The sequence below is a fragment of the Rhodococcus globerulus NBRC 14531 genome (genome assembly GCF_001894805.1).
GTDB classification, from domain to species: Bacteria; Actinomycetota; Actinomycetes; order Mycobacteriales; family Mycobacteriaceae; genus Rhodococcus_F; species Rhodococcus_F globerula.
On sequence record NZ_BCWX01000001.1, the window covers coordinates 1,884,814 to 1,909,141 of the forward strand.

General features: G+C 61.6%; 23 protein-coding genes and 1 pseudogene. 14 read left to right on the forward strand and 10 right to left on the reverse strand.

What is annotated here, in order from left to right; translation table 11 throughout:
- Positions 1–22: 22 nt before the first annotated feature.
- Together leuC and RG2_RS08445 are read right to left on the reverse strand one after the other, a co-directional pair.
- Positions 23–1,441 (reverse strand): 3-isopropylmalate dehydratase large subunit, encoded by a 1,419-nt coding sequence (gene leuC, locus RG2_RS08440; protein WP_080711547.1) that lies wholly within the window; start codon positions 1,439–1,441, stop codon positions 23–25.
- 16 nt (positions 1,442–1,457) lie between these two features.
- Positions 1,458–2,024 (reverse strand): VOC family protein, encoded by a 567-nt coding sequence (locus RG2_RS08445; RefSeq protein ID WP_371851300.1) that lies wholly within the window; start codon positions 2,022–2,024, stop codon positions 1,458–1,460.
- A gap of 148 nt (positions 2,025–2,172) precedes the next feature.
- Between RG2_RS08445 and RG2_RS08450 the strand changes: the two genes are divergently transcribed.
- Together RG2_RS08450 and RG2_RS08455 are read left to right on the forward strand one after the other, a co-directional pair.
- Positions 2,173–2,790, forward strand: a complete 618-nt coding sequence (locus RG2_RS08450; RefSeq protein WP_033230803.1) for a TetR/AcrR family transcriptional regulator — start codon at positions 2,173–2,175, stop codon at positions 2,788–2,790.
- Between the two features lie 69 nt (positions 2,791–2,859).
- On the forward strand, positions 2,860–3,981 hold the full coding sequence (locus RG2_RS08455; protein WP_045070009.1) for an alpha/beta hydrolase: 1,122 nt from the start codon (positions 2,860–2,862) through the stop codon (positions 3,979–3,981).
- Between the two features lie 82 nt (positions 3,982–4,063).
- Here RG2_RS08455 and RG2_RS32235 read toward each other — a convergent pair.
- The 4 genes and pseudogenes from RG2_RS32235 to RG2_RS08475 all read right to left on the reverse strand — a co-directional run.
- Positions 4,064–4,291: pseudogene (locus RG2_RS32235) on the reverse strand (MBL fold metallo-hydrolase); the annotation flags it as partial.
- Between the two features lie 551 nt (positions 4,292–4,842).
- Positions 4,843–6,285, reverse strand: coding sequence for a phospholipase D-like domain-containing protein (locus RG2_RS08465; RefSeq protein WP_033230801.1), 1,443 nt, complete (start codon positions 6,283–6,285; stop codon positions 4,843–4,845).
- Positions 6,282–6,521 carry a hypothetical protein gene (locus tag RG2_RS08470; protein WP_033230800.1) on the reverse strand — a complete coding sequence of 80 codons (240 nt, stop codon included), beginning with the start codon at positions 6,519–6,521 and terminating at the stop codon, positions 6,282–6,284. Before RG2_RS08470 ends, RG2_RS08465 begins: the two co-directional genes overlap by 4 nt.
- Before the next feature lie 295 nt (positions 6,522–6,816).
- Positions 6,817–7,503, reverse strand: a complete 687-nt coding sequence (locus tag RG2_RS08475) for an MBL fold metallo-hydrolase (RefSeq protein WP_072782419.1) — start codon at positions 7,501–7,503, stop codon at positions 6,817–6,819.
- Between the two features lie 181 nt (positions 7,504–7,684).
- Between RG2_RS08475 and uvrA the strand changes: the two genes are divergently transcribed.
- Positions 7,685–10,645, forward strand: a complete 2,961-nt coding sequence (uvrA, locus tag RG2_RS08480) for an excinuclease ABC subunit UvrA (RefSeq protein WP_033231394.1) — start codon at positions 7,685–7,687, stop codon at positions 10,643–10,645.
- Positions 10,646–10,718: 73 nt separating this feature from the next.
- Here uvrA and RG2_RS08485 read toward each other — a convergent pair whose 3' ends face one another.
- Positions 10,719–11,426, reverse strand: coding sequence for an alpha/beta fold hydrolase (locus tag RG2_RS08485; RefSeq protein WP_072782356.1), 708 nt, complete (start codon positions 11,424–11,426; stop codon positions 10,719–10,721).
- Between the two features lie 86 nt (positions 11,427–11,512).
- Between RG2_RS08485 and RG2_RS08490 the strand changes: the two genes are divergently transcribed.
- Positions 11,513–12,217, forward strand: a complete 705-nt coding sequence (locus RG2_RS08490; RefSeq protein WP_033230798.1) for a helix-turn-helix transcriptional regulator — start codon at positions 11,513–11,515, stop codon at positions 12,215–12,217.
- Between the two features lie 4 nt (positions 12,218–12,221).
- Here the strand turns inward: RG2_RS08490 and RG2_RS08495 are convergent, their stop codons facing one another.
- Positions 12,222–12,641 (reverse strand): DUF1801 domain-containing protein, encoded by a 420-nt coding sequence (locus RG2_RS08495; RefSeq protein ID WP_033230797.1) that lies wholly within the window; start codon positions 12,639–12,641, stop codon positions 12,222–12,224.
- A 22-nt stretch (positions 12,642–12,663) separates the two neighbouring features.
- Positions 12,664–13,029, reverse strand: a complete 366-nt coding sequence (locus RG2_RS08500; protein ID WP_033230796.1) for a DUF1844 domain-containing protein — start codon at positions 13,027–13,029, stop codon at positions 12,664–12,666.
- Positions 13,030–13,414: 385 nt separating this feature from the next.
- Between RG2_RS08500 and infC the strand changes: the two genes are divergently transcribed.
- From infC to pheT, 6 genes are all read left to right on the forward strand, one after another.
- Complete coding sequence (infC, locus tag RG2_RS08505; RefSeq protein ID WP_165826367.1) at positions 13,415–14,062, forward strand: translation initiation factor IF-3; 648 nt, start codon at positions 13,415–13,417, stop codon at positions 14,060–14,062.
- Between the two features lie 44 nt (positions 14,063–14,106).
- On the forward strand, positions 14,107–14,301 hold the full coding sequence (gene rpmI / locus RG2_RS08510; RefSeq protein WP_033230795.1) for a 50S ribosomal protein L35: 195 nt from the start codon (positions 14,107–14,109) through the stop codon (positions 14,299–14,301).
- A 62-nt stretch (positions 14,302–14,363) separates the two neighbouring features.
- The gene (gene rplT, locus RG2_RS08515) at positions 14,364–14,753 is read left to right on the forward strand and encodes a 50S ribosomal protein L20 (protein ID WP_033230794.1); all 390 of its coding nucleotides are present in this window, start codon (positions 14,364–14,366) and stop codon (positions 14,751–14,753) included.
- A gap of 23 nt (positions 14,754–14,776) precedes the next feature.
- Positions 14,777–15,601, forward strand: a complete 825-nt coding sequence (locus RG2_RS08520; RefSeq protein WP_033230793.1) for a TrmH family RNA methyltransferase — start codon at positions 14,777–14,779, stop codon at positions 15,599–15,601.
- A 133-nt stretch (positions 15,602–15,734) separates the two neighbouring features.
- Positions 15,735–16,805 carry a phenylalanine--tRNA ligase subunit alpha gene (gene pheS / locus RG2_RS08525; RefSeq protein ID WP_033230792.1) on the forward strand — a complete coding sequence of 357 codons (1,071 nt, stop codon included), beginning with the start codon at positions 15,735–15,737 and terminating at the stop codon, positions 16,803–16,805.
- Positions 16,806–16,870: 65 nt separating this feature from the next.
- Positions 16,871–19,357 carry a phenylalanine--tRNA ligase subunit beta gene (gene pheT, locus RG2_RS08530; protein ID WP_033230791.1) on the forward strand — a complete coding sequence of 829 codons (2,487 nt, stop codon included), beginning with the start codon at positions 16,871–16,873 and terminating at the stop codon, positions 19,355–19,357.
- A gap of 74 nt (positions 19,358–19,431) precedes the next feature.
- Here pheT and RG2_RS08535 read toward each other — a convergent pair whose 3' ends face one another.
- Complete coding sequence (locus tag RG2_RS08535; protein WP_033231392.1) at positions 19,432–20,481, reverse strand: Lrp/AsnC family transcriptional regulator; 1,050 nt, start codon at positions 20,479–20,481, stop codon at positions 19,432–19,434.
- A gap of 102 nt (positions 20,482–20,583) precedes the next feature.
- Here RG2_RS08535 and RG2_RS08540 point away from each other — a divergent pair, with 102 nt between their 5' ends.
- The 4 genes from RG2_RS08540 to RG2_RS08555 all read left to right on the forward strand — a co-directional run bounded on the left by RG2_RS08540 (position 20,584) and on the right by RG2_RS08555 (position 24,324).
- Positions 20,584–21,903, forward strand: coding sequence for a flavin-containing monooxygenase (locus RG2_RS08540; protein WP_033230790.1), 1,320 nt, complete (start codon positions 20,584–20,586; stop codon positions 21,901–21,903).
- A complete protein-coding gene (locus RG2_RS08545; protein WP_033230789.1) occupies positions 21,903–22,814 on the forward strand; it encodes a bile acid:sodium symporter family protein in 912 nt (303 codons plus the stop codon). Before RG2_RS08540 ends, RG2_RS08545 begins: the two co-directional genes overlap by 1 nt.
- Positions 22,811–23,746, forward strand: coding sequence for an SDR family oxidoreductase (locus RG2_RS08550; protein ID WP_033230788.1), 936 nt, complete (start codon positions 22,811–22,813; stop codon positions 23,744–23,746). The genes RG2_RS08545 and RG2_RS08550 overlap by 4 nt, the downstream gene beginning before the upstream one ends.
- 65 nt (positions 23,747–23,811) lie before the next feature.
- Entirely contained in the window at positions 23,812–24,324 is a 513-nt protein-coding gene (locus RG2_RS08555; RefSeq protein ID WP_172936242.1) for a hypothetical protein, read from the forward strand.
- The last annotated feature ends 4 nt before the right edge of the window (positions 24,325–24,328 follow it).

A 24,328-nucleotide genomic window follows, 5' to 3' on the forward strand; every position in this document is an offset into this window, starting at 1 on the left:
CTCGGTGGTTAAACCGGCCGGCTCAGTGGTCCCCAGGACCGCTGAGCCGGCCGCGCACTGCCGTCATCGCCGCTACTGCAGGCGATACCAGGTGAGTCCGCGCCCCAGGGCCTTGGCGACCCTCGAAATTCCGATTGGTCGTCGATGCCGAACGTTGTCCGGGACCAAGTGCATCCGGGTTCATGGCAGTGCACATCGAACACCCGGCGGAACGCCACGCAAATCCGGCCTGAGTGAAGATCCGGTCGAGGCCCTCAGCCTCGGCCGCCGCCGCAACGGCTCGTGAACCGGGAACGACGAGGGCCCGGACGCCGGGAGCAACGGTGCGGCCTGTGAGAACCTGGGCTGCCGCACGTAAGTCTTCGAGCCGACCGTTGGTACACGATCCGATGAAAACAGTGTCAATTGTTATGTCGCGCATAGGCGTTCCTGGCTCGAGGGCCATGTAGGAAAGGGCGCGTGTCGCCGCTTCGCGCTCGGCGGGATCGCTGTAGTCGTCGGGGGATGGGACAAAGCCGTCCAGCGAGACCGAGTGACTGGGGATGGTGCCCCAGGTGACCGTGGGGGAGACGTCGGAGGCGGACAATTCGTGCGTGTAGTCGAAGAGGGCGCCGTCGTCCGTCTGCAAGGTTTGCCAGTAGGTGAGCGCCTGGTTCCACAAAGCGCCTGTCGGAGCGTGCTTGCGGCCGCGCAGATAAGCAAAGGTCACGTCGTCGGGGGCAACCAGGCCGCCGCGTGCGCCGCATTCGATAGTCATGTTGCACAAGGTCATTCGCTGTTCCATGCTGAGCGAACGAATCGCGCTTCCGCGGTATTCGATGACGCTTCCGGCGCCGCCGTTGGGACCTAGAGTGCGAACGACGTACAGGGCGAGGTCTTTTGCGCTCACGCTGGTGTCGAGATGGCCGTCGACGCATACCTGCATCGAATTCGGCTTCTCCATGCGGAGTGTTTGTGTTGCCATGACGTGCTCGACCTGACTCGTTCCGATCCCGAATGCAAGTGCGCCGAACGCTCCGTGGGTGGAGGTGTGCGAATCGCCGCACACGATTGTCAGGCCGGGCTGCGTCAAGCCCTGCTCGGGTCCGATGACGTGAACGATGCCGTTGCCGGCTGAGTCCATGGGGTTGTGTGGCACACCGAAGGCCGCGCAGTTGCGGCGAACCAACTCCAATTGCAGTCGGCTCATCGGATCCGAGATGGGAGACCCAGCTCCGGTGGTAGGTACGTTGTGGTCCTCCGTCGCCATGGTCAGATCCGGCCGACGGACTGGACGGCCCGCGGCCCGGAGTCCCTCGAAGGCTTGCGGAGACGTCATTTCGTGAAGCAAGTGCAGGTCGACGTAGAGCAGGTCGGGGCCGGTTTCGCCGCGAACCACAACGTGCTCGTCCCAGAGCTTGTCGAACAGGGTACGCGGCGCCACGGCCCGTCCTTCCGGTATTCAGTCAGTGCTGGCTCTAGTCGTTGACGGATACGGGCTTACGGCGGTCCGCTCCAGTTCGCGGAGTGTGTGAGACGTCGTGCGGACCGAAGGCACGCATCCAGCATGCGAACTCGAGGAGTATGCCGTCGGGGTCCTGGAAGTAGAACGAGCGGACGTACACGCCGTCGTGCATCTCGGTCGCGATCTGGGAAGGGCTGTCGTCGTGATTCACGAGAGGGCCTACCCGGACACCTGATTCCTTCAGCTTCTGGCGATAGTCCTGGAACTTCTCCGGTGGGACATCGAACGCGATGTGATTGAGCGAACTCACAGCGCTCGTCCATTCGCCGAAGCCGGGCTTCTCGACCGGCGCGGAAATGCCTGGCACGCCGTCGGGAGCGTCGGTGAACCAGAAGAACGCTAGTGAGTTCCCGTTGCCGACGTCGAAGAAGAAATGTTGTCCGATGCCGTCGGGAAGATCGACGGTCTTTACGAGCGGAAAGCCGAGGATGTTGGTGTAGAAGTCCACCGTCCTTTCCATATCCGAGCAGACGAGCGCGACATGGTTGAAGCCGCGGACTTCGAAACGGGGCGAGTTCATGGGCATCCCTTCCAGAGTGAAAATCTGACTCTAACATCAGATTCATATGCGGACAATGGTCGTGCAGTGAGCAGAGGGCGCAGCCTTAACGTGCTTCTGGTGTAGAAAGACGGCTGGAGATCCAAGGCTGCCGTGAAAGGGTGCGCACATGACTGGTCCTGAGAAGGCGCGACCGACAAAGCGTGGCCGCGAGACGTTGGAAGCGATCGATGCGGCTGCACGAAAGGTGATCGCGAAGAAAGGCTTCCTCAAGATGCGCGTGGCTGACATTCTCGCGGAAGCCGGAAGATCGCCGGCCTCGTTCTACAACTACTACGAATCCAAGGAGGCGTTGCTCGAGAGTTGGGCACGTCAGTTCCAGGTGGATGCGCGTGTGCGTGCGCAGGCCAATCGGAAGCTGGTCGGCCGCGAACCGAGGCAGCGTGTAGAGGCTTCAGCCAGGGCCCACTGGGAGACATACCGAGAGCGACTTGCGGAGATGGTGGGGGTCTTTCAGCTCGCCATGGTCAACGACGACTTCGCTCGGGTCTGGGACGAGCTCTGTGACGAAGCTATTTCCGGTATTGCCGAGGAAGTCGTCATCGCGCAGGAACGGGGATACTGCCCTGGCGTCGATCCACGTCTCACCGCCACGGCGATTGTGGGGATGTTGAACATGTTCAGTTACGAGAAGCTGGCTAACGGGGGCGCCGCAGGCGTAGATGACGAGGCATGCATCGCCACGTTGACCGAGATCTGGTTCCGGGCCGTGTATTGGCGCGAGTGAGAGGTATGGACTTATGGCTCGGCGCCGTGATACTAAATCTGAACCCAGATTTATAAACAAGGAGTCGTAGTGGCCATCGAACGCACCTTTGTCGGACTGCCGAGTCTTAACCTTCCCCGGATGGGCGCGGGTGGACACCCGTGTCAGGGTCTCTACCACCGGCGGGCCGGAACGCGCCCGAAGACGGCGGTCATCGCGACGCACTACCAAATCGACTTTTCCGAGCATTACATGGCGGATTATCTTGCGGAACGGGGGGTCGGCTTCCTCGGCTGGAATACCCGGTTCCGCGGCGACGAGGCGAGATTCATCCTGGATTACGCACTCAGTGATATCGGAGTTGGCGTTCGTTGGCTCCGCGAGGAAGCCGGTGTGGAGAACGTCATCCTGCTTGGCAACTCGGGCGGTGGTTCGCTCATGGCGGCTTACCAGTCTCAGGCGGTGGCACCGAGTATCACACCGTTACCCGGAATGTCCCTGGCAGCAGGTGTCGAAAACCTGCCGGCCGGCGACGCGTACATCTCTACCGCAGCTCACCTGGGTCGGCCTGACGTTCTCACTTCATGGATGGACGGTTCGGTCACTGATGAGAGCGATCCTCTGGCAACCGATTCATCCCTCGACTTGTTCGATCCGGCTAACGGGCCTGCTTACAGTGTCGAGTTCGTCGAGCGCTACCGGGCCGCGCAGGTTGCCAGAAACCATCGCATCACCCGATGGGTGAAGGAGGAATTCGAGCGACTCACGGCCGCGGGCTACCACGACCGGCCGTTTTCGGTGTTCCGGACCTGGGCTGATCCGCGGATGGTCGATCCGACCCTCGAACCCACCAATCGCAAGGCGAACCTCTGCTACGCCGGAGTGCCGGAGCGCGCCAACCGGTCGGTCTTCGGAATTGCCTCGGCCTGCACCTTGCGGACGTGGCTTTCGCTATGGAGTCTTGAGGACTCGCAGACGCGGGCGGTCGCGCATCTGCCCAACATCACCGTTCCCGCACTTGTGGTCAACGGGTTGCAGGATACGGGTGTGTTCCCCAGTGATGCTGACGCGATCCACGGGTTGATCGGCGCGCAGGACAAGGAGTTTCACGCGTTGGAGGCGGATCACTACTTCCTCACCCCCGGTGCCCGTGACGAGCTTGCCGATCTGACAGCAGCCTGGATCGAGAAGCGATTCGGAGTGTCGAGCTAGTCACAGTTTCTTCGAAATCGAATCTTCGACGACGCCCGCTCCGGTATTCGATACTGGAGCGGGCGCCCCCATCTCCAAGTCGCCAACCGCGTTCGCGCCACTCCTGCAAGTGCGGACGCTCGGCGCCGAGTGTCGTGTCCTTGCCGTGGCCGGGGTAGACGATGGCGGAGTCGTCGTAGCGTCCGAAGAGCTTGGTCTCGACATCGCTGAGCAGTGAGGTGAATTTCTCGGGATCAGCGGTCTTACCCACTCCGCCTGGGAAGAGCGAGTCGCCGGTGAAAACGTGAACCTGGCCTGACAGTTCGGTGAGTTCGCAATGATCGCCGGCCCCGCAGAAGCGATCGAACTTATCATCGCGGATTCTCGGCTCGACGCGGCAATTCATGATCCCGAGGAAAATCCTCCTTTCTATCACTGAATATCGATTGTCTTCGGATCGGCGGCGAGTTCAAAGTGAAAGTTTGGAAAATCGACAAAATATTTTCAGTTCCGGAACGAACTGGAGGATTGATAACTAGCGCTTCCGGATTTCGTCGAAAAAAAGGGGGATCGGTAGGTTTAGTCACGAAACGGGGATGGTGCCGTAGCAGGGCGGAATCTGCGCCTGGATAGATGAAAAGCGTCGCGGCCGACATTGATCAGCGATTGGAGCGATCAATCGAGTCGCACTACTGCGAGCAGGTTGAGATCAGGTTCGCGCTGCCAGCGCGTCCAGCGCGGCGACCCCTCGGCCCCGCGCCGTTGCCGTGTGTTCCGCACACGACGACTGCATGGCGACCTCCAACGTCAGGGATGTCGAATATGTCGTGACGACTTCCATTGTTAATTCTCCGATCGACAGGTCGTGGAGCGGTTCGAGTCTCAGCGTCTGTCGAGGAGACGGCGTATCCCGTCGATTCGGTCGCTCAGCCTCGGTTGCGTACGTTCCGGATCCATCAGTGCATTTTCAGCGAGCACGTGGTCTTCGCTGTCGACTGTGTTTCGGTCGAATTCACGCAGACTGCGGGCGTCGGAGGACGCAAGTGTGCGAACCGTCGTCAACAATGAGTGCTCGCGCAACGCGTCGTCGATCTCATTCTCGGTGACGTCGAGGTGCTCGCTGAGCAGTCGGCGCCGCAGTCCGACGATCGAGGCCCGCAACTCGACATCTGAATCGTCGTAGGATTCGACGGCGATGTCACATTCGGTGTCGAAGCCCATCGAACGGTTGTTGAGGTTCGACGACCCGATTCGCAGGAGTCGATCATCCATCACCAGGATCTTTGCGTGCACGTAAATTGGTGCACCAGAAGAGGTCACGGGATAGAACGCACCGAACCGGTCATGGACGTCGGCGGTCCACAACAGATGCAACAGGTCGTGGCGTGCCCCGTCCATCGCCTTTTGTTCCAGCCACCCGTCGGCATTGCGCGGAATGACCAGAACGATCTCCGGTCCGTCGGCCTCACGCAGGCGTGCAGCGATCGCCTCGGCCAGAGTGCGTGAGGCGAGGTACTGGCTTTCGATGTACAGCGTGTGTTCGGCACCGCCGATGGCCGCGAGATAAAGCGCCTCGATCTCGCGTACTTCAGTGCGTTCGTCGAGTTCCGGCAGAGTTCTGGCGATAGCTACGTCGACCACCCGCAATGTGGGCGCCAGATTGACGGGCCACGGTGTTGCCGTGCTCTTGACCGGTCTCAGGTCCTCGCCGGTTGCGGATTTCCAGCGTGCCCGCGCCAATTCACCGATGGCCGCAGCTGCACTGCCGTCTACCGCTGTGGTCGCGTCATGCCAAGGGCCGTAACGCCTTCCGCTTGGTGTGATTCGGTAGTCGTTGCGGTCGACGTGATCCGAGGTGTCCCAGCGGTCCACCGTCATGTCGATGCCGCCGCAGAACGCCAGAGCATCGTCGATGACGATGATTTTCTGATGGTGCGCGGCGCCCACTGGGTGGGCGCCGTCGATTTCGAATCGAAGGCGTTCGTCGGTCAACCAGTTCGACACGAAGACTGGAGTCATGCCGCGTCCGATTGCGGTGAAGGCCCCTACGTTCCATTTGAGTACGAGGATTTCGAGGTCGGGTTTCTCGCGGACAAGCCAGCGTAGGAACCTGCCCAGCCGATTGGGGCCGTCGAGCGTCTTCTCGCGCGGCTCGAGTTTGATGCGCGTGTCGAAGTCCCAGCCGATCAACATGATTCGTTTTTCAGCTTGCAGCATCGCGGACTTCGCATGATGAAAGTAGTCAGCGGCATCGATAATGCAGGCAAGATTATCTGCCGGCTCGATGCGCCAGCAGGTTTCGCCCGGAGCCAGAATTCTGCTCACACGTCGACCAAATCGGCGTGGGCAGTTTCCGGCACTGCTTCCTTGGATACTTCTCGCGCCACGACGCCGACATGTGTGGCGAGTAATTCCGAAAGCTCTTCCCCGGCAACGGCACTGGCTACCGACCCGAAGATTTTGACCTCGGATGCTCCGTGGCGGCGGCGCACCGACTCCCGCTCAGTGCGCTTCGCGGTCGACACGGACCGCAGTTGCCGACTGTGGAGCGGTGCGGTCATGTGGGCTCCTTGGAAGTGACGGTTCGCGATGATGATACCGCTCAGCTAAAGAAGCCGAGGAGCTGTCCTAGCTCCCCGTTCCAGCTATCGCGGCCGTGAGTGACGGACCCTGGGTAGGTTGCGGCCCAGTAAGCTGCGTGGCTGAGGAGCTAGTCCGATTGTCGACAACTTGGAGTCGAAGTCCATTCCGTCTGAGTCGGCTGCTGAGCGACTTCCCGGACCGACCACGTCCGTCGACGGGCGGTCATCCCCAACGCGCGCGGCGGGGCAGCGCTGGGGATGTGCGGTGCAAGGGTCACCAACCGCGTTCGCGCCACTCCTGCAAGTGCGGACGCTCGGCGCCGAGTGTCGTGTCCTTGCCGTGGCCGGGGTAGACGATGGCGGAGTCGTCGTAGCGTCCGAAGAGCTTGGTCTCGACATCGCTGAGCAGTGAGGTGAATTTCTCGGGATCAGCGGTCTTACCCACTCCGCCTGGGAAGAGCGAGTCGCCGGTGAAAATGTGAACCTGGCCCGACGGTTCGGTGAGCACGAGTGCGATGGAGCCGGGGGTGTGGCCGGACAGGTGGATGACATCCAAGGTCAGGTTTCCGACCGTGACGCTGTCGCCGTCCTCGAGCAGAATGTCCGGGGTCACGGGAAGTGCATCGGCATCGAGCGGATGCGCAGCGGTTGGCACGTTGGTAGCAGCGTGGACGTCTTTCAGAGCCAGCCAGTGGTCGCCATGCTGGTGTGTTGTGACGATGGAGTCGAACACCGGAGCTTCCTGCTCGATCAGCGCAACGATTTTCTCGGCTTCGTTGGCCGCGTCGATCAGGATTGATTTCCCGGTTGCGGAACAGACCACGAGGTAGGTGTTGTTGTCCATGGGGCCGACTGACATCTTCGTGATGGTTGCACTGTCGATAGTGCGTCGTTGAGGCGCAGAATCGGGGGAGAGCTGACCGGTATAGGAGTTGTCGATCACGATGGGCTGATTCGTCATGATTCGCAGGCTACCTTCGAATAGGGGCTGGTAGAACGCTGGGTTCATGCTTGCAGCCAAAACATGTCGGTGGCTCGGCCTACCATGGCGTCGTTCGAGGACTCGCTGCGTTTGAGTGCTCGAGATGTCGGTGATGTCGCTGGTGGACAGCCCTAGATGAATGACGATGAAGGGAATTGGTGTGTCGGATCGCCTGATCGTGCGGGGTGCGCGAGAGCACAATCTGCGAGGAGTCGACCTGGATCTCCCGCGAGACAGCATGATCGTCTTCACGGGTTTGTCGGGTTCGGGTAAATCCAGCCTTGCGTTCGACACGATCTTCGCCGAAGGACAGCGCCGGTATGTCGAGTCACTCTCGGCGTACGCGCGTCAGTTCCTGGGCCAGATGGACAAACCAGATGTCGATTTCATCGAAGGCTTATCGCCTGCGGTGTCGATCGATCAGAAGTCGACCAACCGGAACCCCCGGTCAACCGTCGGAACCATTACCGAGGTCTACGACTATCTTCGTCTTCTCTATGCCCGCGCAGGTTCCGCTCACTGCCCGGTGTGTGGGGAGAAAATCGCACGCCAGACCCCTCAACAGATTGTCGATCAGGTCCTCGACATGGAGGAGGGCATCAAGTTTCAGGTCCTCGCTCCGGTTGTGCGCACCCGCAAGGGCGAGTTCGTCGATCTTTTCGAGCAGCTCAATACGCAGGGTTACTCACGTGTGCGGGTTGATGGTGTCGTCTACCCGTTGACCGATCCGCCGAAGCTGAAGAAGCAGGAAAAGCACGACATCGAAGTTGTCGTCGATCGTCTTCAGGTGAAGGCAAGCTCCAAGCAGCGACTGACGGATTCGGTGGAGACCGCTCTCCGGCTTGCCGAAGGCATTGTTGTTCTCGACTTTGTCGACCGTGAAGAAAACGCGCCCGATCGGGAGCGACGATTCTCCGAGAAGTTGGCGTGCCCCAACGCCCATCCACTCGCGATCGACGATCTCGAGCCGCGTTCGTTCTCGTTCAACTCGCCGTACGGAGCCTGCCCGGAGTGCACGGGTCTGGGTATTCGCAAAGAGGTAGACCCCGAACTTGTTGTACCCGACGCGGAATTGAGCCTCGAGGACGGAGCAATCGCGCCGTGGTCGATGGGGCAGAGTTCCGAGTACTTCGGGCGCTTGTTGTCCGGCCTCGGCGACATCCTCGGCTTCGACATGAAGACGCCGTGGAACAAGCTTCCAGCCAAGGCGCGCAAGGCAATTCTCGAGGGCAGTGAGGAACAGGTCCACGTCCGGTACAAGAACCGGTACGGCCGTACCCGTTCTTACTACGCGGAGTTCGAGGGCGTCATGCCCTTCCTGCATCGCAGGCTCGAGCAGACCGAATCCGATCAGATGAAGGAACGCTACGACGGCTACATGCGCGACACCCCGTGTCCCGCGTGTGGCGGTGCGCGACTGCGTCCGGAAATCCTGTCGGTGACCATTGCCGCCGGAGATTTCGGCAGCAAGTCCATCGCGGAGGTGTGTGAACTCTCGATCTCCGACTGCGCAGATTTCCTGAACAGTCTCACGCTCGGTTCACGCGAAGAAGCCATCGCGGGACAGGTGCTCAAGGAAGTTCAGGCCCGCCTCGGATTCCTCCTCGACGTCGGCCTCGAGTATCTCTCGCTGTCGCGTGCCGCTGGCACCCTGTCCGGTGGTGAGGCCCAGCGAATCCGGCTGGCAACGCAGATCGGTTCGGGTCTTGTCGGTGTGCTCTACGTGCTGGACGAGCCGTCCATCGGTTTGCACCAGCGAGACAACCGTCGCCTGATCGAAACACTGACCAGGCTTCGCGATCTCGGCAATACCCTGATTGTGGTCGAGCACGACGAAGACACGATTCGTACCTCCGACTGGGTGGTCGACATCGGTCCGTATGCCGGAGAGCACGGCGGCCAGGTAGTCCATAGCGGACCCTACGAAGAGCTGCTCACCTGCGACGAGTCGATTACCGGCGCGTACCTGTCCGGGCGAAAGTTCATCGAGGTCCCCGAGATCCGTCGCCCGGTCGATCGTAAGCGTCAGGTCACCGTTGTCGGTGCGCGTGAGCACAACCTCGACGGCATCGACGTGAGCTTCCCATTGGGTGTTCTCACCGCGGTTACCGGTGTTTCCGGTTCGGGCAAGTCGACATTGGTGAACGACATCCTGGCAACCGTCATGGCCAACAAGCTCAACGGCGCGCGTCAGGTGCCTGGCCGCCACACCCGAATCAACGGACTCGACCAACTCGACAAGTTGGTTCAGGTTGATCAGTCGCCGATCGGCCGTACCCCGCGGTCGAACGCGGCTACCTACACCGGTGTGTTCGACAAGATCCGCACGCTGTTCGCTGCGACCACCGAAGCCAAGGTGCGCGGCTATCAGCCGGGGCGTTTCTCGTTCAACGTCAAGGGCGGTCGCTGCGAGGCATGTTCGGGTGACGGCACCCTCAAGATCGAGATGAACTTCCTGCCCGACGTGTATGTACCCTGCGAGGTCTGCCACGGAGCTCGGTACAACCGCGAGACACTCGAGGTTCACTACAAGGGCAAGTCCATCGCCGAGGTTCTGGACATGCCCATCGAGGAGGCGGCGGAGTTCTTCCAGCCGGTCACCTCGATTCACCGGTACCTGAAGACTCTGGTGGATGTCGGTCTCGGTTACGTGCGACTGGGACAGCCGGCGCCGACGCTGTCCGGTGGTGAGGCACAGCGCGTCAAGCTTGCCGCCGAGCTTCAGAAGCGTTCCACCGGACGTACCGTCTACATCCTCGACGAGCCGACAACCGGCCTGCATTTCGAAGACATTCGCAAGTTGCTGATCGTCATCAACGGATTGGTCGACAAGGGCAACAGTGTCATCGTGATCGAGCACAACCTCGATGTCATCAAGACATCGGACTGGGTTGTCGACATGGGTCCCGAAGGTGGATCCGGCGGTGGAACCGTTGTGGCAGAAGGAACTCCGGAAGAAATTGCTGCAGTGCCCGAGAGCTACACCGGCAAGTTCCTCAGCGAGGTACTCAGTGCGCAACAGGCTCCCGTGAAGAAGAAGACTGTGGCCAAGAAGCGCGCCGCGAAGGCTACGGCCCCCAAGAAGGCTGCGCCGCGGAAGAAGTCCGCATCGGTGGCCTGAGAGGGTGAGATAGGCGCGATCGCGATGATGCCGGGACGGTTTGTCGTCCCGGCATCACTGCTGCGTCGTGACGCTATGCGTCTGCTGCGTCGAGAATGGTTTCGGCCAACTCCTTCGGGCGTGACCACATCGGCCAGTGTCCGGTCGGAAGATCGACGTACGTCACCGGCAACTTCGCGAGTTCGACGGCAATGGGAAACCCACCATCGGCCATCTGTTTGATGACGTCGGAGGGATAGCTGCTGCACACCACAGTGGTGGGAACCGAATAGCGTCTCGGATCGGTCAGGACGATCTGATCTCGAGCTGCGCCCGCAGGCTCGGGGACAGCGCGGTCACGAAACGCCGTCAAGGCGTCGTCGTCGAGTCCCTCGATGCTGCTCCCGTCTGCTTCCAGTTCGGCCCAAGGCGGTAGTGGAACCTCGATCGCATCCTCGGCGAGATCGGGTCGAAGAGCGGTGCCATCCGGCATCGGACCGCTGTCGACGTAGACGATGCGCGCAATCTGGTCGGGTACGCGATCGGTCGCGGCGTACCCGGACGCTCCGGCGCCGCTGTGCACGACCAGGATCGTGCGTTCGTCCGACCTCGAGACGGCGTCGACGATTGGGCTGACGTGGGAATCGAGAGTCACGGTGTTCCGGGGCGAGTCCACCGACTCGAGTCCCGGAAGTGTTAGTGCGGTTACGTGGGTGTCAGGGCGTTGAAGGTGGGGGAGTACCGCGTCCCACGCCCATGCGCCGAGCCAGAATCCGGGAACCAGAACGATGTGAGTTTTCATGAGCCCATAGTGGCGGGCTATCGGTGACAACTGCGTGTCACCGATTTTGTCACCGTTTGGTATCGAAATTTGGGACAATCGGAAACGTGAATCGAGCGGCCAGATTGCACGCACTCCTCGAGGAGTTGCGTCGTCGTGGCGATCGCGGGTCAAATGCGGCGCAGTTGGCGGCGCAATTCGGTGTCACGCCGCGCACAGTCAAGCGTGACATCGAGACATTGACGGAGTCGGGATCCGCGATCGAAGGTCGCTGCGGACCTGGCGGCGGTTACCGTCTGATTGGGCGCGCGACGCTGCCTCCGGTGAATTTCACTGTCCCGCAGGCAGTGTCGATCGCCCTGGCCTTGACTGCTGTCGGAGACGCTCCGTTCGCGGACGACGGACGGGCAGCCCTGGCCAAACTACTCGACGTCATGGACGCCGACAGTCGGGCCAGAGTTGAGGAACTCAGCGGGCGCGTCTGGGTTCGGCATGACGAAGAATCTGATGACGAGTCAGGAGTGAACCGGCGCGCGATCGAGCAGGCTTTGGAACGTAAGTGTGTTGTGTCGTTGCGGTACATCGACGGAGACGGTGCCGAATCGACGCGTGCGGTCGAGCCACATCTGCTGGCTCACGCCCGAGATCGGTGGTTCGTGATCGGTTGGTGCCGAACGAGGGACGCGGTTCGGTGGTTCCGTCTCGATCGGATCCAGAAAGCGACGCTGACCAAGGAGCTTTTTGTTCCTCGAGAGACTGCGCTGTTCGGAGAGCCGCCGCCGACGGCTCGCTCGGCAGCTGACGCGAGTTGACGGCTCAGGAGTTCATGTTCAGGGCCGCCGCAACGGATTCCGTGACAAGTTCTTCCAAGACTGAGCGATCGATGTCACTGAGCCGTTTGACATAGAGGCAGCCTTTGCCGATCTTGTGCTTGCCCAGGCGGCCGAGCGTCGCGGCGTGCTCGTCGAAGTCCAGTGACAAATAGAGGGTCAGTGCGGTCGCTCGAGGTGAGAACCCGATCAGTGCGGTGTCACCTTCGTGTCCGCTTGCATAGCGATAGTGGCGGGCACCGAATCCGATGATGCTGGTTCCCCACATCACCGGCGGTTCGCCGGTCGCAGCCGACAGTACGGAAATCAGTTCCGCACTGTCGGCGCGTTTGACAGGGTCGGCAATTCGATCGACAAAGGCACCGACGTCGTCTGGAGTCGGCTGCGTTTTGTTCGCGGTTGCCATGTGTGTGGTCGCCGTTCGTGACTCAGTAGACCGGTCCGGTGAACTTCTCGCCCGGGCCCTTGCCCGGCTCGTCGGGGTGCGACGACGCTTCGCGGAACGCACGCTGGAGGGCCTGCAGGCCTTCGCGAATGGGACCCGCGTGGGGGCCGAGGTATTCGACGGATGCGGTGACCAGTCCGGCGAGCGCGGTGATGACCCGGCGCGCTTCGTCCAGGTCCAGGTAGGGGCTGGCCGACGGGTCGGCGTCGGACAGTCCGAGCTTCTCTGCTGCGGAGCTCATCAGCATCACGGCGGCGCGGCTGATGACCTCGACTGCGGGAACCTCGGAGAGTTCGCGTACATCAGGGTTCGCGTCGGTGTTCTGATCTGCTTCGAAGTTCTCACTCATGTCTGCAAGGATTCCATCACGGTCCGGAGCAGTTCAATCTGCCCTTGTCTTGTGCAGGCACGATTAGATTCATCGCCGCCGGCCTGATACTCTTGTCCCAACGACCGCCTCCGACATGTTCGGGGGCAGCAAGTGGAGCCCGACTCCCACCTTTGCGCGGCAGGTGAAACTGCAGTTCAGTGGTTCCGGTCACCTGACGAAGAATCTATTCTTCATCAGGTTCCTCGTTTAGTCGAGGAGATTGTTCCTGGCGTGAGCTGGGTTTGATCTGATCGGTCGACATCGGGCCCCGCGGAGAAATATCACCGCGGGGTTTTTTGTTGGGGTTTGGGTAGAACTAGCTGCGTGCGGTCACAAGACCGCACCGTTCAACCTAGGAGGCCCCATCAGCACTGAGACCCGCATCAACGATCGAATCCGCGTTCCCGAGGTCCGTTTGGTCGGACCTGGCGGTGAACAGGTAGGCATCGTGCGTGTTGAAGATGCACTCCGCTTGGCTCTGGAAGCCGACCTCGACCTTGTCGAGGTAGCTCCTGATGCCCGTCCGCCGGTCTGCAAGATCATGGACTACGGCAAGTTCAAGTACGAAGCTGCACAGAAAGCCCGTGAGTCTCGCAAGAACCAGACTCTTACGGTCATCAAGGAGCAGAAGCTTCGCCCCAAGATCGACGCCCACGACTACGAGACCAAGAAGCGCAACGTTGTTCGCTTCCTCGAAGCTGGTTCCAAGGTCAAGGTCACGATCATGTTCCGCGGTCGTGAGCAGTCACGCCCCGAACTCGGCTACCGCCTTCTGCAGCGTCTGGGAGCAGACGTCGCAGACCTCGGTTTCGTCGAGACCTCGGCTAAGCAGGACGGTCGCAACATGACGATGGTTCTGGCGCCGCACAAGGGTGCCAAGACCCGCGTCAAGGCTCAGGAAAGCGCTCAGGCGCCCGTCGCTCAGGCGGCTCCGAAGCCGGCTCCCGAAGCTCCGGCGGCTCCGGCAGCCCCGGCAGCCGAAGAAGCGGCTCCCGAAGCTCCGACCAGCTAGTCGATTCCCCAAGCACCATCACGTAACAAAGAACTGAGGACTCCATGCCCAAGATGAAGACCCACAGCGGCGCCTCGAAGCGATTCAAGGTTTCCGGTTCCGGCAAGCTCCTGCGCCAGAAGGCCGGCCGTCGCCACCTTCTCGAGCACAAGGCCAGCAAGGTCACCCGTCGTCTCGACGGTGTCGCTGTCGTCAGCCCTGATGACGCACCGCGCATCAAGCGCATGCTCGGCATCTGAGTCGTCCCCCTTACTGACCACCCGGGGCCGAATCTCAGCCCCTAGATTGACAGGATTTTCACGTGGCACGCGTAAAGAGGGCGGTCAACGCCCAGAAGAAGCGTCGTTCAATTCTTGCTGCATCCAGCGGCTACCGTGGACAGCGTTCGCGTCTGTACACCAAGGCCAAGGAGCAGCAGCTCCACTCGATGGTTTACGCATACCGCGACCGTCGTGCACGCAAGGGTGAGTTCCGGAAGCTGTGGATCACGCGTATCAACGCTGCAGCTCGGGCCAACGACATCACGTACAACCGCCTGATCCAGGGCCTGCGCCTGGCTGAGGTCGACGTCGACCGCAAGATCCTCGCCGAGCTCGCCGTCTCCGATGCAGAGGCCTTTGCCGGCCTCGTTGCACTCGCGAAGGCCGCTCTGCCGGCTGACGTGAATGCGCCTGCCGGAGAAGCAGCCTGATCGACGCATCACAGCAACGGCCCGTGGATCCGCTCACCGAGCGGACTCCGCGGGTCGTTTCTGCTGTCAAGCTCCTGCGCACAGCAGAACGACGTAAAGCAGGACGATTCCTGGTCGAGGGCGAAAACTCCGTCACAGAAGTCTTGAAGGCCAACGGCTCAACCGCCACCGTGGTCCGTGATCTCTTCTACACAGAGGCCGCTGCCGATCGGTATCAACACGTCATCGATCTGGCGTTGAGCTCCGGAGTTCGCGCTGCTCTCGTCACCGACCGCGCAGCTAAGGCACTGAGCGACACCGTGACTCCGCCCGGCCTGGTTGCCGTGTGTGATCTCCTCGATGTTCCTCTGTCGGACGCGATCCGCCCGGATACCAAGCTCCTTGCCGTTCCGGTCGAGGTCAACGAACCGGGCAACGCGGGCACGGTAATTCGGATTGCCGACGCAGTTGGTGCTGATGCCGCGATCCTGGCCGGAGACAGCGTGGACCCGCACAACGGCAAAGTGGTTCGATCGTCGGCGGGCAGCCTGTTCCACCTACCGGTTGTTCGTGAACGCGATACCGATTCGGTGATCGAACAGATCCGCGCCGCCGGTATTCAGATCCTGGCGACTGCTGCCGACGGAGAGGTCGACCTCGACAACGCGGACGAGTTGTTGAGCAAGCCGACGGCCTGGCTGTTCGGAAACGAAGCGCACGGTCTTGATCCGGCCATAGCGGCCCGCGCTGATTACCGTGTCCGTATTCCGATCCACGGGCGCGCCGAGAGCCTTAATCTGGCGACTGCAGCCGCTATCTGCCTCTATGCGAGTGCGCGGGTGCAAAATCGCGACACCGATCAGGGCTGACGAACAAGACGGAAGTGACCTCTCGGAATTCCATTTGCGGAAGCCTGAGAGAATGCAAGAGCGTAACAATGCTCGACACAATGCTCGACCGCAGTAGAGAAGCAAACCGAGAAGCGACAGGAGTGTCACAGCCGTGGCCAAAAATGAGGGCGCGACCCCGCCGGACGTCGATGCGAGTGCGCTCACCGAAGAGGCGCTGACCGCGGCCGCGGAGAACGCAGAGAAGGCGCTCGCGGAGGCAGCGGACCTGGATGCACTGGCTCAGGTCAAGGTTGAGCACATGGGGGACAAGTCCCCGATCGCCCTCGCTCGCCGTGGTCTCGGCAGCCTTCCCGGTAAGGAAAAGGCCGAAGCGGGCAAGCGTGTCAACATCTTCCGTACGCGCATCAGCTCTGCGTACGACGCGCGTCGCGAGGTTCTCCTTGCCGAACGAGACGCCGCGGTGCTGGTCGCCGAGGCAATCGACGTCACGCTGCCATCCGATCGTTATCCAGTGGGTGCCCGTCATCCCATCAGCTTGATCTCCGAGCAGGTCGCCGACGTGTTTGTCGCGATGGGCTGGGAGGTCGCCGAGGGACCGGAGGTCGAGACCGAGCACTTCAACTTCGACGCTCTGAACTTCCTGCCGGATCATCCCGCGCGGACCATGCAGGACACGTTCCATCTGGCGCCGGAGAACTCGCGTCAGGTGCTGCGTACGCACACCTCGCCGGTGCAGGTGCGCACGATGCTCACGCGTGAGGTTCCGATCTACGTCGTCTGCCCCGGTCGCACCTTCCGTACCGACGAACTCGATGCGACGCACACGCCGGTGTTCTCACAGGTCGAGGGTCTTGCTGTCGACAAGGGTCTGACGATGGCCAATCTTCGCGGAACTCTGGACGCATTCGCACGTGCATTGTTCGGTCCCGAGACTCGGACGCGTATGCGCCCCAACTACTTCCCGTTCACGGAACCGTCGGCTGAGGTCGACGTGTGGTTCGCGAACAAGAAGGGTGGCGCAGGGTGGGTCGAATGGGGCGGCTGCGGCATGGTCAACCCGAACGTGCTGCGTGCCAGTGGAATTGATCCGGACGAGTACTCGGGATTTGCGTTCGGTATGGGCCTCGAGCGGACTCTGCAGTTCCGCAACGGCATCCCGGACATGCGTGACATCGTCGAAGGCGACGTGCGTTTCACGCTGCCATTCGGCGTTGCCGGCTGACCGGTCCGGTATCCGGACCTTTTCGACCAACAGACTTATCGAGAAAACGAGAGAGCTGAGCTGACGTGCGAGTAGCGCAATCCTGGCTGACCGAGATCCTGCAGCGGGCAACTCCGGAGTGGGAAGTCACTCCCGAAGAGTTGGACGCTGGGTTCGTCCGGGTAGGACTCGAAGTCGAGGAACTCGACACACTCGAGGCAATCGACGGCCCCCTGGTGGTCGGCAAGGTCCTCGAGATCACCGAACTCACCGAGTTCAAGAAGCCGATCCGTTTCTGCCAGGTCGAGGTCGGCGAAGCAGAGCCGCGCGGCATCGTCTGTGGTGCCCGCAATTTTGCCGAGGGTGACCTCGTCGTTGTTGCGTTGCCCGGCGCTGTCCTACCTGGCGGCTTTGCCATCGCGTCTCGTGAGACGTACGGCAAGATCTCCGACGGAATGATCTGCTCTGTCGCGGAACTCGGAATCGGCAAGGATCACTCGGGCATCCTCGTGCTCGAACCCGGCACTGCTGAGCCCGGCGCAGACGGCAACGAGTTGCTCGGGCTCGGTGACACGATCATCGAACTGAACATCACCCCTGACCGTGGCTACTGCTTCTCGGTACGCGGCCTTACTCGTGAACTCGCGTGCGGCTTCGATCTCGAATTTGCCGATCCTGCTTCGGTTCCCGCCCACCCCGCTGAGGGGCAGGCGTGGCCGGTACAGCTCGAACCGGAGTCCAAGGCGACGCGCTTCGTGATGCGTAAGGTCACCGGCATCGATCCCAAGGCGGTCAGCCCGTGGTGGATGCAGCGACGCTTGCTGCTCTCGGGTGTTCGCCCGATCTCTCCTGCTGTGGACGTCACCAACTACGTGATGCTCGAACTGGGTCAGCCGCTGCACGCATTCGATGCAAACGCAGTGAAGGGCGACCTGGTGATTCGCCGCGCGAAAGCCGGCGAGAAGCTCACCACACTCGACGAGGTCGAGCGCACCCTCGATCCCGAGGATGTGGTGATCGTCGACGATTCCGGCGTCATCTCGTTGGCTGCAGTCATGGGCGGCGCGACTACCGAGGTCGGGTCCGAAACCACGGACATCTTGCTCGAGGCAGCTACCTGGGATCCGCTTGCAGTCTTCAAGACTGCGCGTCGGCACAAGCTGTCCAGCGAGGCCAGCAAGCGTTTCGAGCGCGTTGTGGACCCGGCGATCCCGGTTGCCGCAGTCGACCGCGCAGCAGCACTGCTCGTCGAGATCGCCGGTGGCCGTATCGAACCCGTCCTCACCGATGTCGGTGCGGTTGCGCCGCGTGAAGCGATTCGGATGGACATCGACCTTCCCGATCGCGTTGCCGGCGTCAGCTACCCCAACGGCACGGCTGCGCGTCGTCTCACCCAGGTCGGTTGCACTGTCGAGGTCGGAGTCAGCGACGAAGGGCACGGCCAGTTGGTCGCAACCCCGCCGTCGTGGCGACCGGACCTGGTTCAGCCTGCTGATCTGGTCGAAGAGGTCTTGCGTCTCGAAGGACTCGAGCAGATTCCGTCGGTTCTCCCGGCTGCACCCGCCGGACGTGGATTGACGCCGAAGCAGCGTCGCAAGCGCACGGTGTCCAAGGCGATTGCACATGCCGGATTCGTCGAGGTTCTGCCGCCGGTGTTCCTGCCCACCAACATCTTCGATGTCTGGGGACTCGGCAGCGACGATCCGCGTCGCAATACCAGCAGGGTGCTCAACCCGCTCGAGGCGGATCGCCCCGAACTTGCTACGACGCTCCTGCCTGGCTTGTTGGAGGTATTGGCTCGCAATACTTCTCGTGGCCAGCGGGATCTTGCGCTGTACGGCATTGCCCAGGTTGTGCTTCCGGGGCCTGACACCAAGCCTGTCGATGCATTGCCGGTCGACCGTCGCCCGACGGACGATCAGATCGCAAACCTGATTGCGTCACTGCCCGAGCAGCCGGTACACGTCGCCGCTGTGCTCAGTGGTTTGCGTGAGCTCAACGGCCCGTGGGGCCCCGGCCGTGCGGCAGAGGCATCGGACGCGTTTGCTGCAGTGCGCGTCATCGCAGCGGCAGCCGGCGTCGAGGTTGAACTGCGTGCGGCGCAGTATCTGCCGTGGCATCCGGGTCGTTGCGCCGAGGTTCTTGTCGACGGCAACGTTGTCGGGCATGCCGGCGAATTGCATCCGGCTGTTCTCGAGCGTGCTGGACTGCCCGCTCGCACCTGCGCACTGGAAATCGATCTGGACGCGCTGCCGTTGGTCGAGAACCTGCCCGCTCCGCGTGTGTCGCCGTTCCCGGCTGTTCTGCAGGACGTGGCCGTCGTTGTCGACCGCAACGTTCCGGCCGCCGAGGTTCAGGAAGCTCTACGCGTCGGCGGCGGCGAGCTTCTCGAAGACATTCGTCTGTTCGACGTGTTCGAGGGCGAGCAAGTTGGTGAGGGCCGCAAGTCGCTGGCGTTTGCACTTCGCTTCCGCGGCGTGGATCGCACCCTGACCGAGGACGAGGCCAGTGCCGCGCGTGACGCAGCAGTAGAGGCAGCGTCCAAGGCTGTAGGCGCGCAGATGCGCGGCTAGCAGCACGAGTTGTCATGGGACCCGAGGCCACAGCGCCTCGGGTCCCTTTCTCGTTCAGTCGGATTCGAGAATGTTCAGGCTTCTCGGGGAAGCCAGACATCCGGCGCGATGGTGCCCGTCCGGCGACCCTGCTGGTCGAGTACGTGACCGAGCAGTTTGCGGAGGTAGAGGACGATCGAGCGTTCCCCGATATGCAATTCGGGGCACTCCCTGCGTATTCGGATCTCGAAGGCGTCGAGTTCTGCGGGCGAATGCAGCCACAATTGCACCACCAGATTCTCGCTACCCACGACGGCAAAACAATTCCGCACCTCGGGTGCTCGGCTCAGGAGCCGACCAACCATGTCCAGATGCTCGGCGTCGACACGGCACCACAGGGTTGCGAGTATCGGTAGTCCCGCGACGGGCCGGGCGAATTCGCACCGCAATGCCACCAAACCCGATGAGGTCAACCGGTCGATTTGCCGTTTGCAGGCGGCGGGGCTGATTCCGATCGAATCGGCAAGTTCCCGCATCGGTGTCCGCCCGTCGTGAGCGAGCGTGGTCAGAAGTGTGCGGTCTTGTTCCGACACGGCGGCTACTCGCGAAGGTGAGCGTCGCCCACGCGATTCGCCGGCAGCAAGGATGCCGCGCTCGGATGGGGCAAGTGCGTTGAGTCGCCACCGGCCGCCCTCGGTGAACCAGCGCGTGATGATCGACGTTCGCAAGCCTTGCACGCCGTCGATCGTGGCGATCTGCTGGGAGATGAATTGCGACATCGATGCCAGATCCGGTGTTCCGGCAGTGACCAGGAGATCGGCTCTGCCCGTAGAGATTTCGATGGTCACCGCGTGGGCCAACGTCGTCAGGCGATCGGCGACGGCATCGAGTTGTGCCGGTGCGCAGTCGATTTCGACTGCAGCTGTCACGATAGCGTCGAGGACGCGAGGTCCAGGGGTAACTGTTACCCAGGCCAACGCGGAGTCGGAGAGCCGGTTCCACCGTCGGGCGATTGTCGCAGCATCCAGTTCGAGTGGCCCGGCCAGTGAGAGCCATGTGGAGCGCGGGGCGAGTTGAAGCGCATTGATTATCCTCAAGTCGATTTCATCGATAAACAGACCTTTGTCGGCATAATCAGCACTCATTCCGTCATTATCCGGCATATCGGCGTTAATTTCGGACTATCTGCCACTCTCGAGCGACAGGAAGAATCTGCGTCGAGCAGGCCGGGTGGACGGAAACAACGGATGAGCACAGAGAACAAGTACGCGGTGATCGGTGCGGGACCGTCGGGTTTGGCCGGGGCTCGTAACCTTGATCGGGCCGGTATCGAGTTCGACGGTTTCGAGGGCCACGATGATGTCGGTGGTCTCTGGGACATCGACAACCCGCACAGCACCGTGTACGAATCGGCCCACCTCATCTCGTCGAAAAGCACTACTGCGTTCACGGAATTTCCGATGGCGGATTCGGTGGCCGACTATCCCAGCCATGTGGAACTCGCCGAGTATTTCCGCGACTATGCCGATGTCCACGACCTCCGAAAACACTTCAGCTTCGGAACCACCGTCGTCGAGGTCACGCCGACGGACTCGCTGTGGCAGGTGACTTCCCGCGGGCGAGACGGGGAGATCACGTCCGCGAAGTATCGGGGCGTGATCATCGCCAACGGAACGTTGTCCAAGCCGAATATGCCCACTTTCCGCGGGCAGTTCAGCGGAGAACTCCTGCATACGAGCGAATATCGGAGCGCAGAGATTTTCCGCGGCAAGAGGGTACTGATCATCGGGGCGGGAAACAGTGGGTGCGATATCGCCGTCGACGCGGTTCACTACGCAGATTCCGTGGATCTGAGTGTCCGGCGCGGATACTACTTTGTACCGAAGTACCTGTTCGGGCGTCCGTCGGACACGCTGAACCAGGGAAAACCGTTGCCGCCGTGGATCAAACAACGACTCGACACTCTGGTACTCAAACAGTTCACCGGCGATCCGGTGCACTTCGGGTTTCCGGCGCCCGACTACAAGATCTACGAGTCTCATCCGGTGGTGAACTCGCTGATCTTGCATCACGTGGGACACGGCGACGTGCAGGTTCGCGCTGACATTGACGGGTTCGACGGGGACAGTGTCCATTTTGTCGATGGATCGGTGTCGGATTACGACCTCGTGATGTGTGCGACCGGCTACCACCTCGACTACCCGTTCATTGCCCGCAAGCATCTGGATTGGGCAGGGGCAGCACCGGATCTGTTTCTCAACGTCGCAAGCCGACGTCACGAGAATCTGTTTGTTCTCGGGATGGTCGAAGCATCGGGCCTGGGGTGGCAGGGCCGCTTCGAGCAGGCCGAGATGGTCGCGAAACTGATCAAAGCGCGAACCGACGCTCCCGCGGCAGCCCGAGACTTCGACGCGGCCGCAGCTGGTCCGCCGCCCGATTTGTCCGGGGGATATCGATATCTGACGTTGGGCCGGATGGCCTACTACGTGAACAAGGATGCCTACCGCGCGGCGATCAAGCGTCATATCGGTCTGCTCGACACAGCATTGACGGAAGGCGGGCAGTGATGCCGATCGACGAGGTGGTTCTCAACTTCAATCCTGGGTCCTTGATGATTCTCAACGTGGTTCTGGCCGCGATCATGCTCGGGATCGCACTCGACACGTCGGTCGACGACTTCCGTCGTGCGTTGACCAAACCCAAGGCGATGGCGGTGGGCATCGCGGCGCAATTCGTATTGCTACCCGCCGTGACATTTGTTCTGACACTGGTTCTTTCGCCGGCTCCGTCGGTTGCGCTCGGCATGATATTGGTGGCGTGCTGCCCACCAGGCAACATCTCGAACGTCCTGACCCACCGCGCCGGCGGCGACGTCGCACTGTCGGTGTCGATGACGGCTGTGTCGAACGTGCTCGCGATCTTCCTGATGCCGCTCAACTTTGCCTTCTGGGGGAGCAGACGCCCGGAGACCGACGCGCTGCTGGCGTCGGTGAACCTGAACGCCCTCGAGATGGTCGTGCAGATCGCGCTGATCATCGGGGTGCCATTTGTCATCGGAATCTGGGCTGCCCGGAAGTTTCCGGAACTGGCCGCGAAGGCCCAACCCTGGGTGAAGAACGGCGCACTGATTGCACTGCTGATTTTCATCGTGGCAGGAGTGGCGGGCAACGCGTCGTACTTCGTCGACTACATCGGTGTGGTGCTGATCGCGGTGTTCCTGCACGATGCTGTTGCGCTCGGCCTGGGATACGTGTGCGGTGTCGCGACCGGGTTGAACGAATACAGCCGTCGCGCAGTCTCGTTCGAAGTCGGTATCCGTAACGCAGGGCTCGGGCTTGGGTTGGTGTTCACCTTCTTCGACGGCCTCGGCGGCATGGCAATTGTTGCCGGCTGGTGGGGGATCTGGGACATCATCGCAGGATTGGCGCTCGCAACTTTGTGGTCGAAACGGCGAATCCGAACGGAGGTAGCAGCGTGACCACTGCACTGATTACAGGTGGAAACGGTTTCCTCGGTACTGCAGTCGTCGAGGCGTTGACGGCGCAAGGCGTCACAGTCGTCAGCGCGGATCTATCTGTGCCCGAGGTGGCCGCAGACCACGTGCGCCGAGTGCACGCGGACGTCCGCAAGGCTACGGAGTTGGCCGAAGTGTTTGCCGAGCACCGGCCGGACGTCGTGGTTCACCTTGCGTCCATCGTCAATCCGGGCAAGCACACCACCGCGGAACAGGAGTATCGCGTCGACGTCGACGGGACGCGGAATGTGCTTGCTGCCTGCGTCGAATTCGGCGTGCGACGAGTGGTTGTGTCGTCGTCCGGTGCGGCCTACGGCTATCACCCCGATAATCCTCCGTGGATCACCGAGGATGTCGCGGTCAGGGGCAACGACGCATTCACCTACAGCCGCCACAAGCGACTCGTCGAGGAAATGCTGGCCGAATACCGGACTGTGCACCCGGAACTCGAGCAGGTGATCTTCCGTATCGGCACGATCCTCGGGGAGACGGTGAACAACCAGATCACCGCACTGTTCGACCGCCCTCGACTTCTCAAGGTCGCCGGTAGTGACAGTCCATTCGTATTTGTCTGGCACACGGACGTGGCGGGGGCCTTTGCCGAAGCGGTGACGGGCGATCAGGTCGGCATTTTCAACGTTGCCGGTGACGGAGCGTTGACGGTCGACGATCTGGCAGCACAGATGGGAAAGGGAACTCTGACACTGCCGGCGTGGTTGTTGCGCGGCGTTCTGCGCGTCGGACGGCGTCTCGGTGTCACGGAGCACGGTCCGGAACGGGTCGGTTTTCTCCAGTTCCGGCCGGTTCTCGACAATCGGCGACTCAAGGAGCAGTTCGGTTACGTTCCCTCGTATTCGAGCCAGGAGGCGTTTACCGCGTATCTCGCGTCACGCTGACGCTCCTGGCGGCCGCCGTGGAAGGATCGAGGTTGTCCGTCGGCGTTTTCGAGAAGGGACTGACGATGACCGAGCACGGTGGTTCTGTACACGATGGTTCTGTGCACGATGTGGTCGAAGCTGCACACGCACTCGACGACAAGGATTTCCTGGCCGTTATTCGTGCGGTCGCGGAACGTCGCCCCAGTTTGTCGGTCCTCCTCTCCGTCGTCGATGCGGCTGCTGCGAGTATCGACCAGAGTCGAGCAGTAGCCGATTCAACGGCCGCTGACGCCGAGGTGGTGGAACTTCCCGACACCGTGGTGGAAGTTGACGAGATCATCGATGTCCCGGTGGTGGCCGTGAGCGGCGTAATAATCTCCGAGCCTGATTACACCCAGCCTGATTACACCGAAGCGGGAGTTCCCACCTTCGATCGTGTGCGGGAGAAGATCGAAGGACGATTCGGTACGTCGATCGGTTCGGCGGAGTTGGCGCACGAAAGTCCGGCGGGCAAGACCGTCGACGAGCAGTGGGACGAGCGTCAGAAGGCTGCGAAGGCCAAACTGGAGGAGATTCGGCGCTCGATGGGTAAATAACAAC

Coding starts and splice junctions, on each gene's coding strand:
- RG2_RS08470 (WP_033230800.1), bottom strand. CDS start 6,521: ATGACCGCACCGCTCCACAGTCGGCAACTGCGGTCCGTGTCGACCGCG.
- RG2_RS08535 (WP_033231392.1), bottom strand. CDS start 20,481: ATGAGTGCTGATTATGCCGACAAAGGTCTGTTTATCGATGAAATCGAC.
- RG2_RS08540 (WP_033230790.1), top strand. CDS start 20,584: ATGAGCACAGAGAACAAGTACGCGGTGATCGGTGCGGGACCGTCGGGT.
- rpmI (WP_033230795.1), top strand. CDS start 14,107: ATGCCCAAGATGAAGACCCACAGCGGCGCCTCGAAGCGATTCAAGGTT.
- RG2_RS08500 (WP_033230796.1), bottom strand. CDS start 13,029: ATGAGTGAGAACTTCGAAGCAGATCAGAACACCGACGCGAACCCTGAT.
- RG2_RS08445 (WP_371851300.1), bottom strand. CDS start 2,024: ATGAACTCGCCCCGTTTCGAAGTCCGCGGCTTCAACCATGTCGCGCTC.
- RG2_RS08485 (WP_072782356.1), bottom strand. CDS start 11,426: ATGAAAACTCACATCGTTCTGGTTCCCGGATTCTGGCTCGGCGCATGG.
- RG2_RS08545 (WP_033230789.1), top strand. CDS start 21,903: ATGCCGATCGACGAGGTGGTTCTCAACTTCAATCCTGGGTCCTTGATG.
- RG2_RS08555 (WP_172936242.1), top strand. CDS start 23,812: ATGACCGAGCACGGTGGTTCTGTACACGATGGTTCTGTGCACGATGTG.
- RG2_RS08495 (WP_033230797.1), bottom strand. CDS start 12,641: ATGGCAACCGCGAACAAAACGCAGCCGACTCCAGACGACGTCGGTGCC.
- RG2_RS08475 (WP_072782419.1), bottom strand. CDS start 7,503: ATGACGAATCAGCCCATCGTGATCGACAACTCCTATACCGGTCAGCTC.
- RG2_RS08450 (WP_033230803.1), top strand. CDS start 2,173: ATGACTGGTCCTGAGAAGGCGCGACCGACAAAGCGTGGCCGCGAGACG.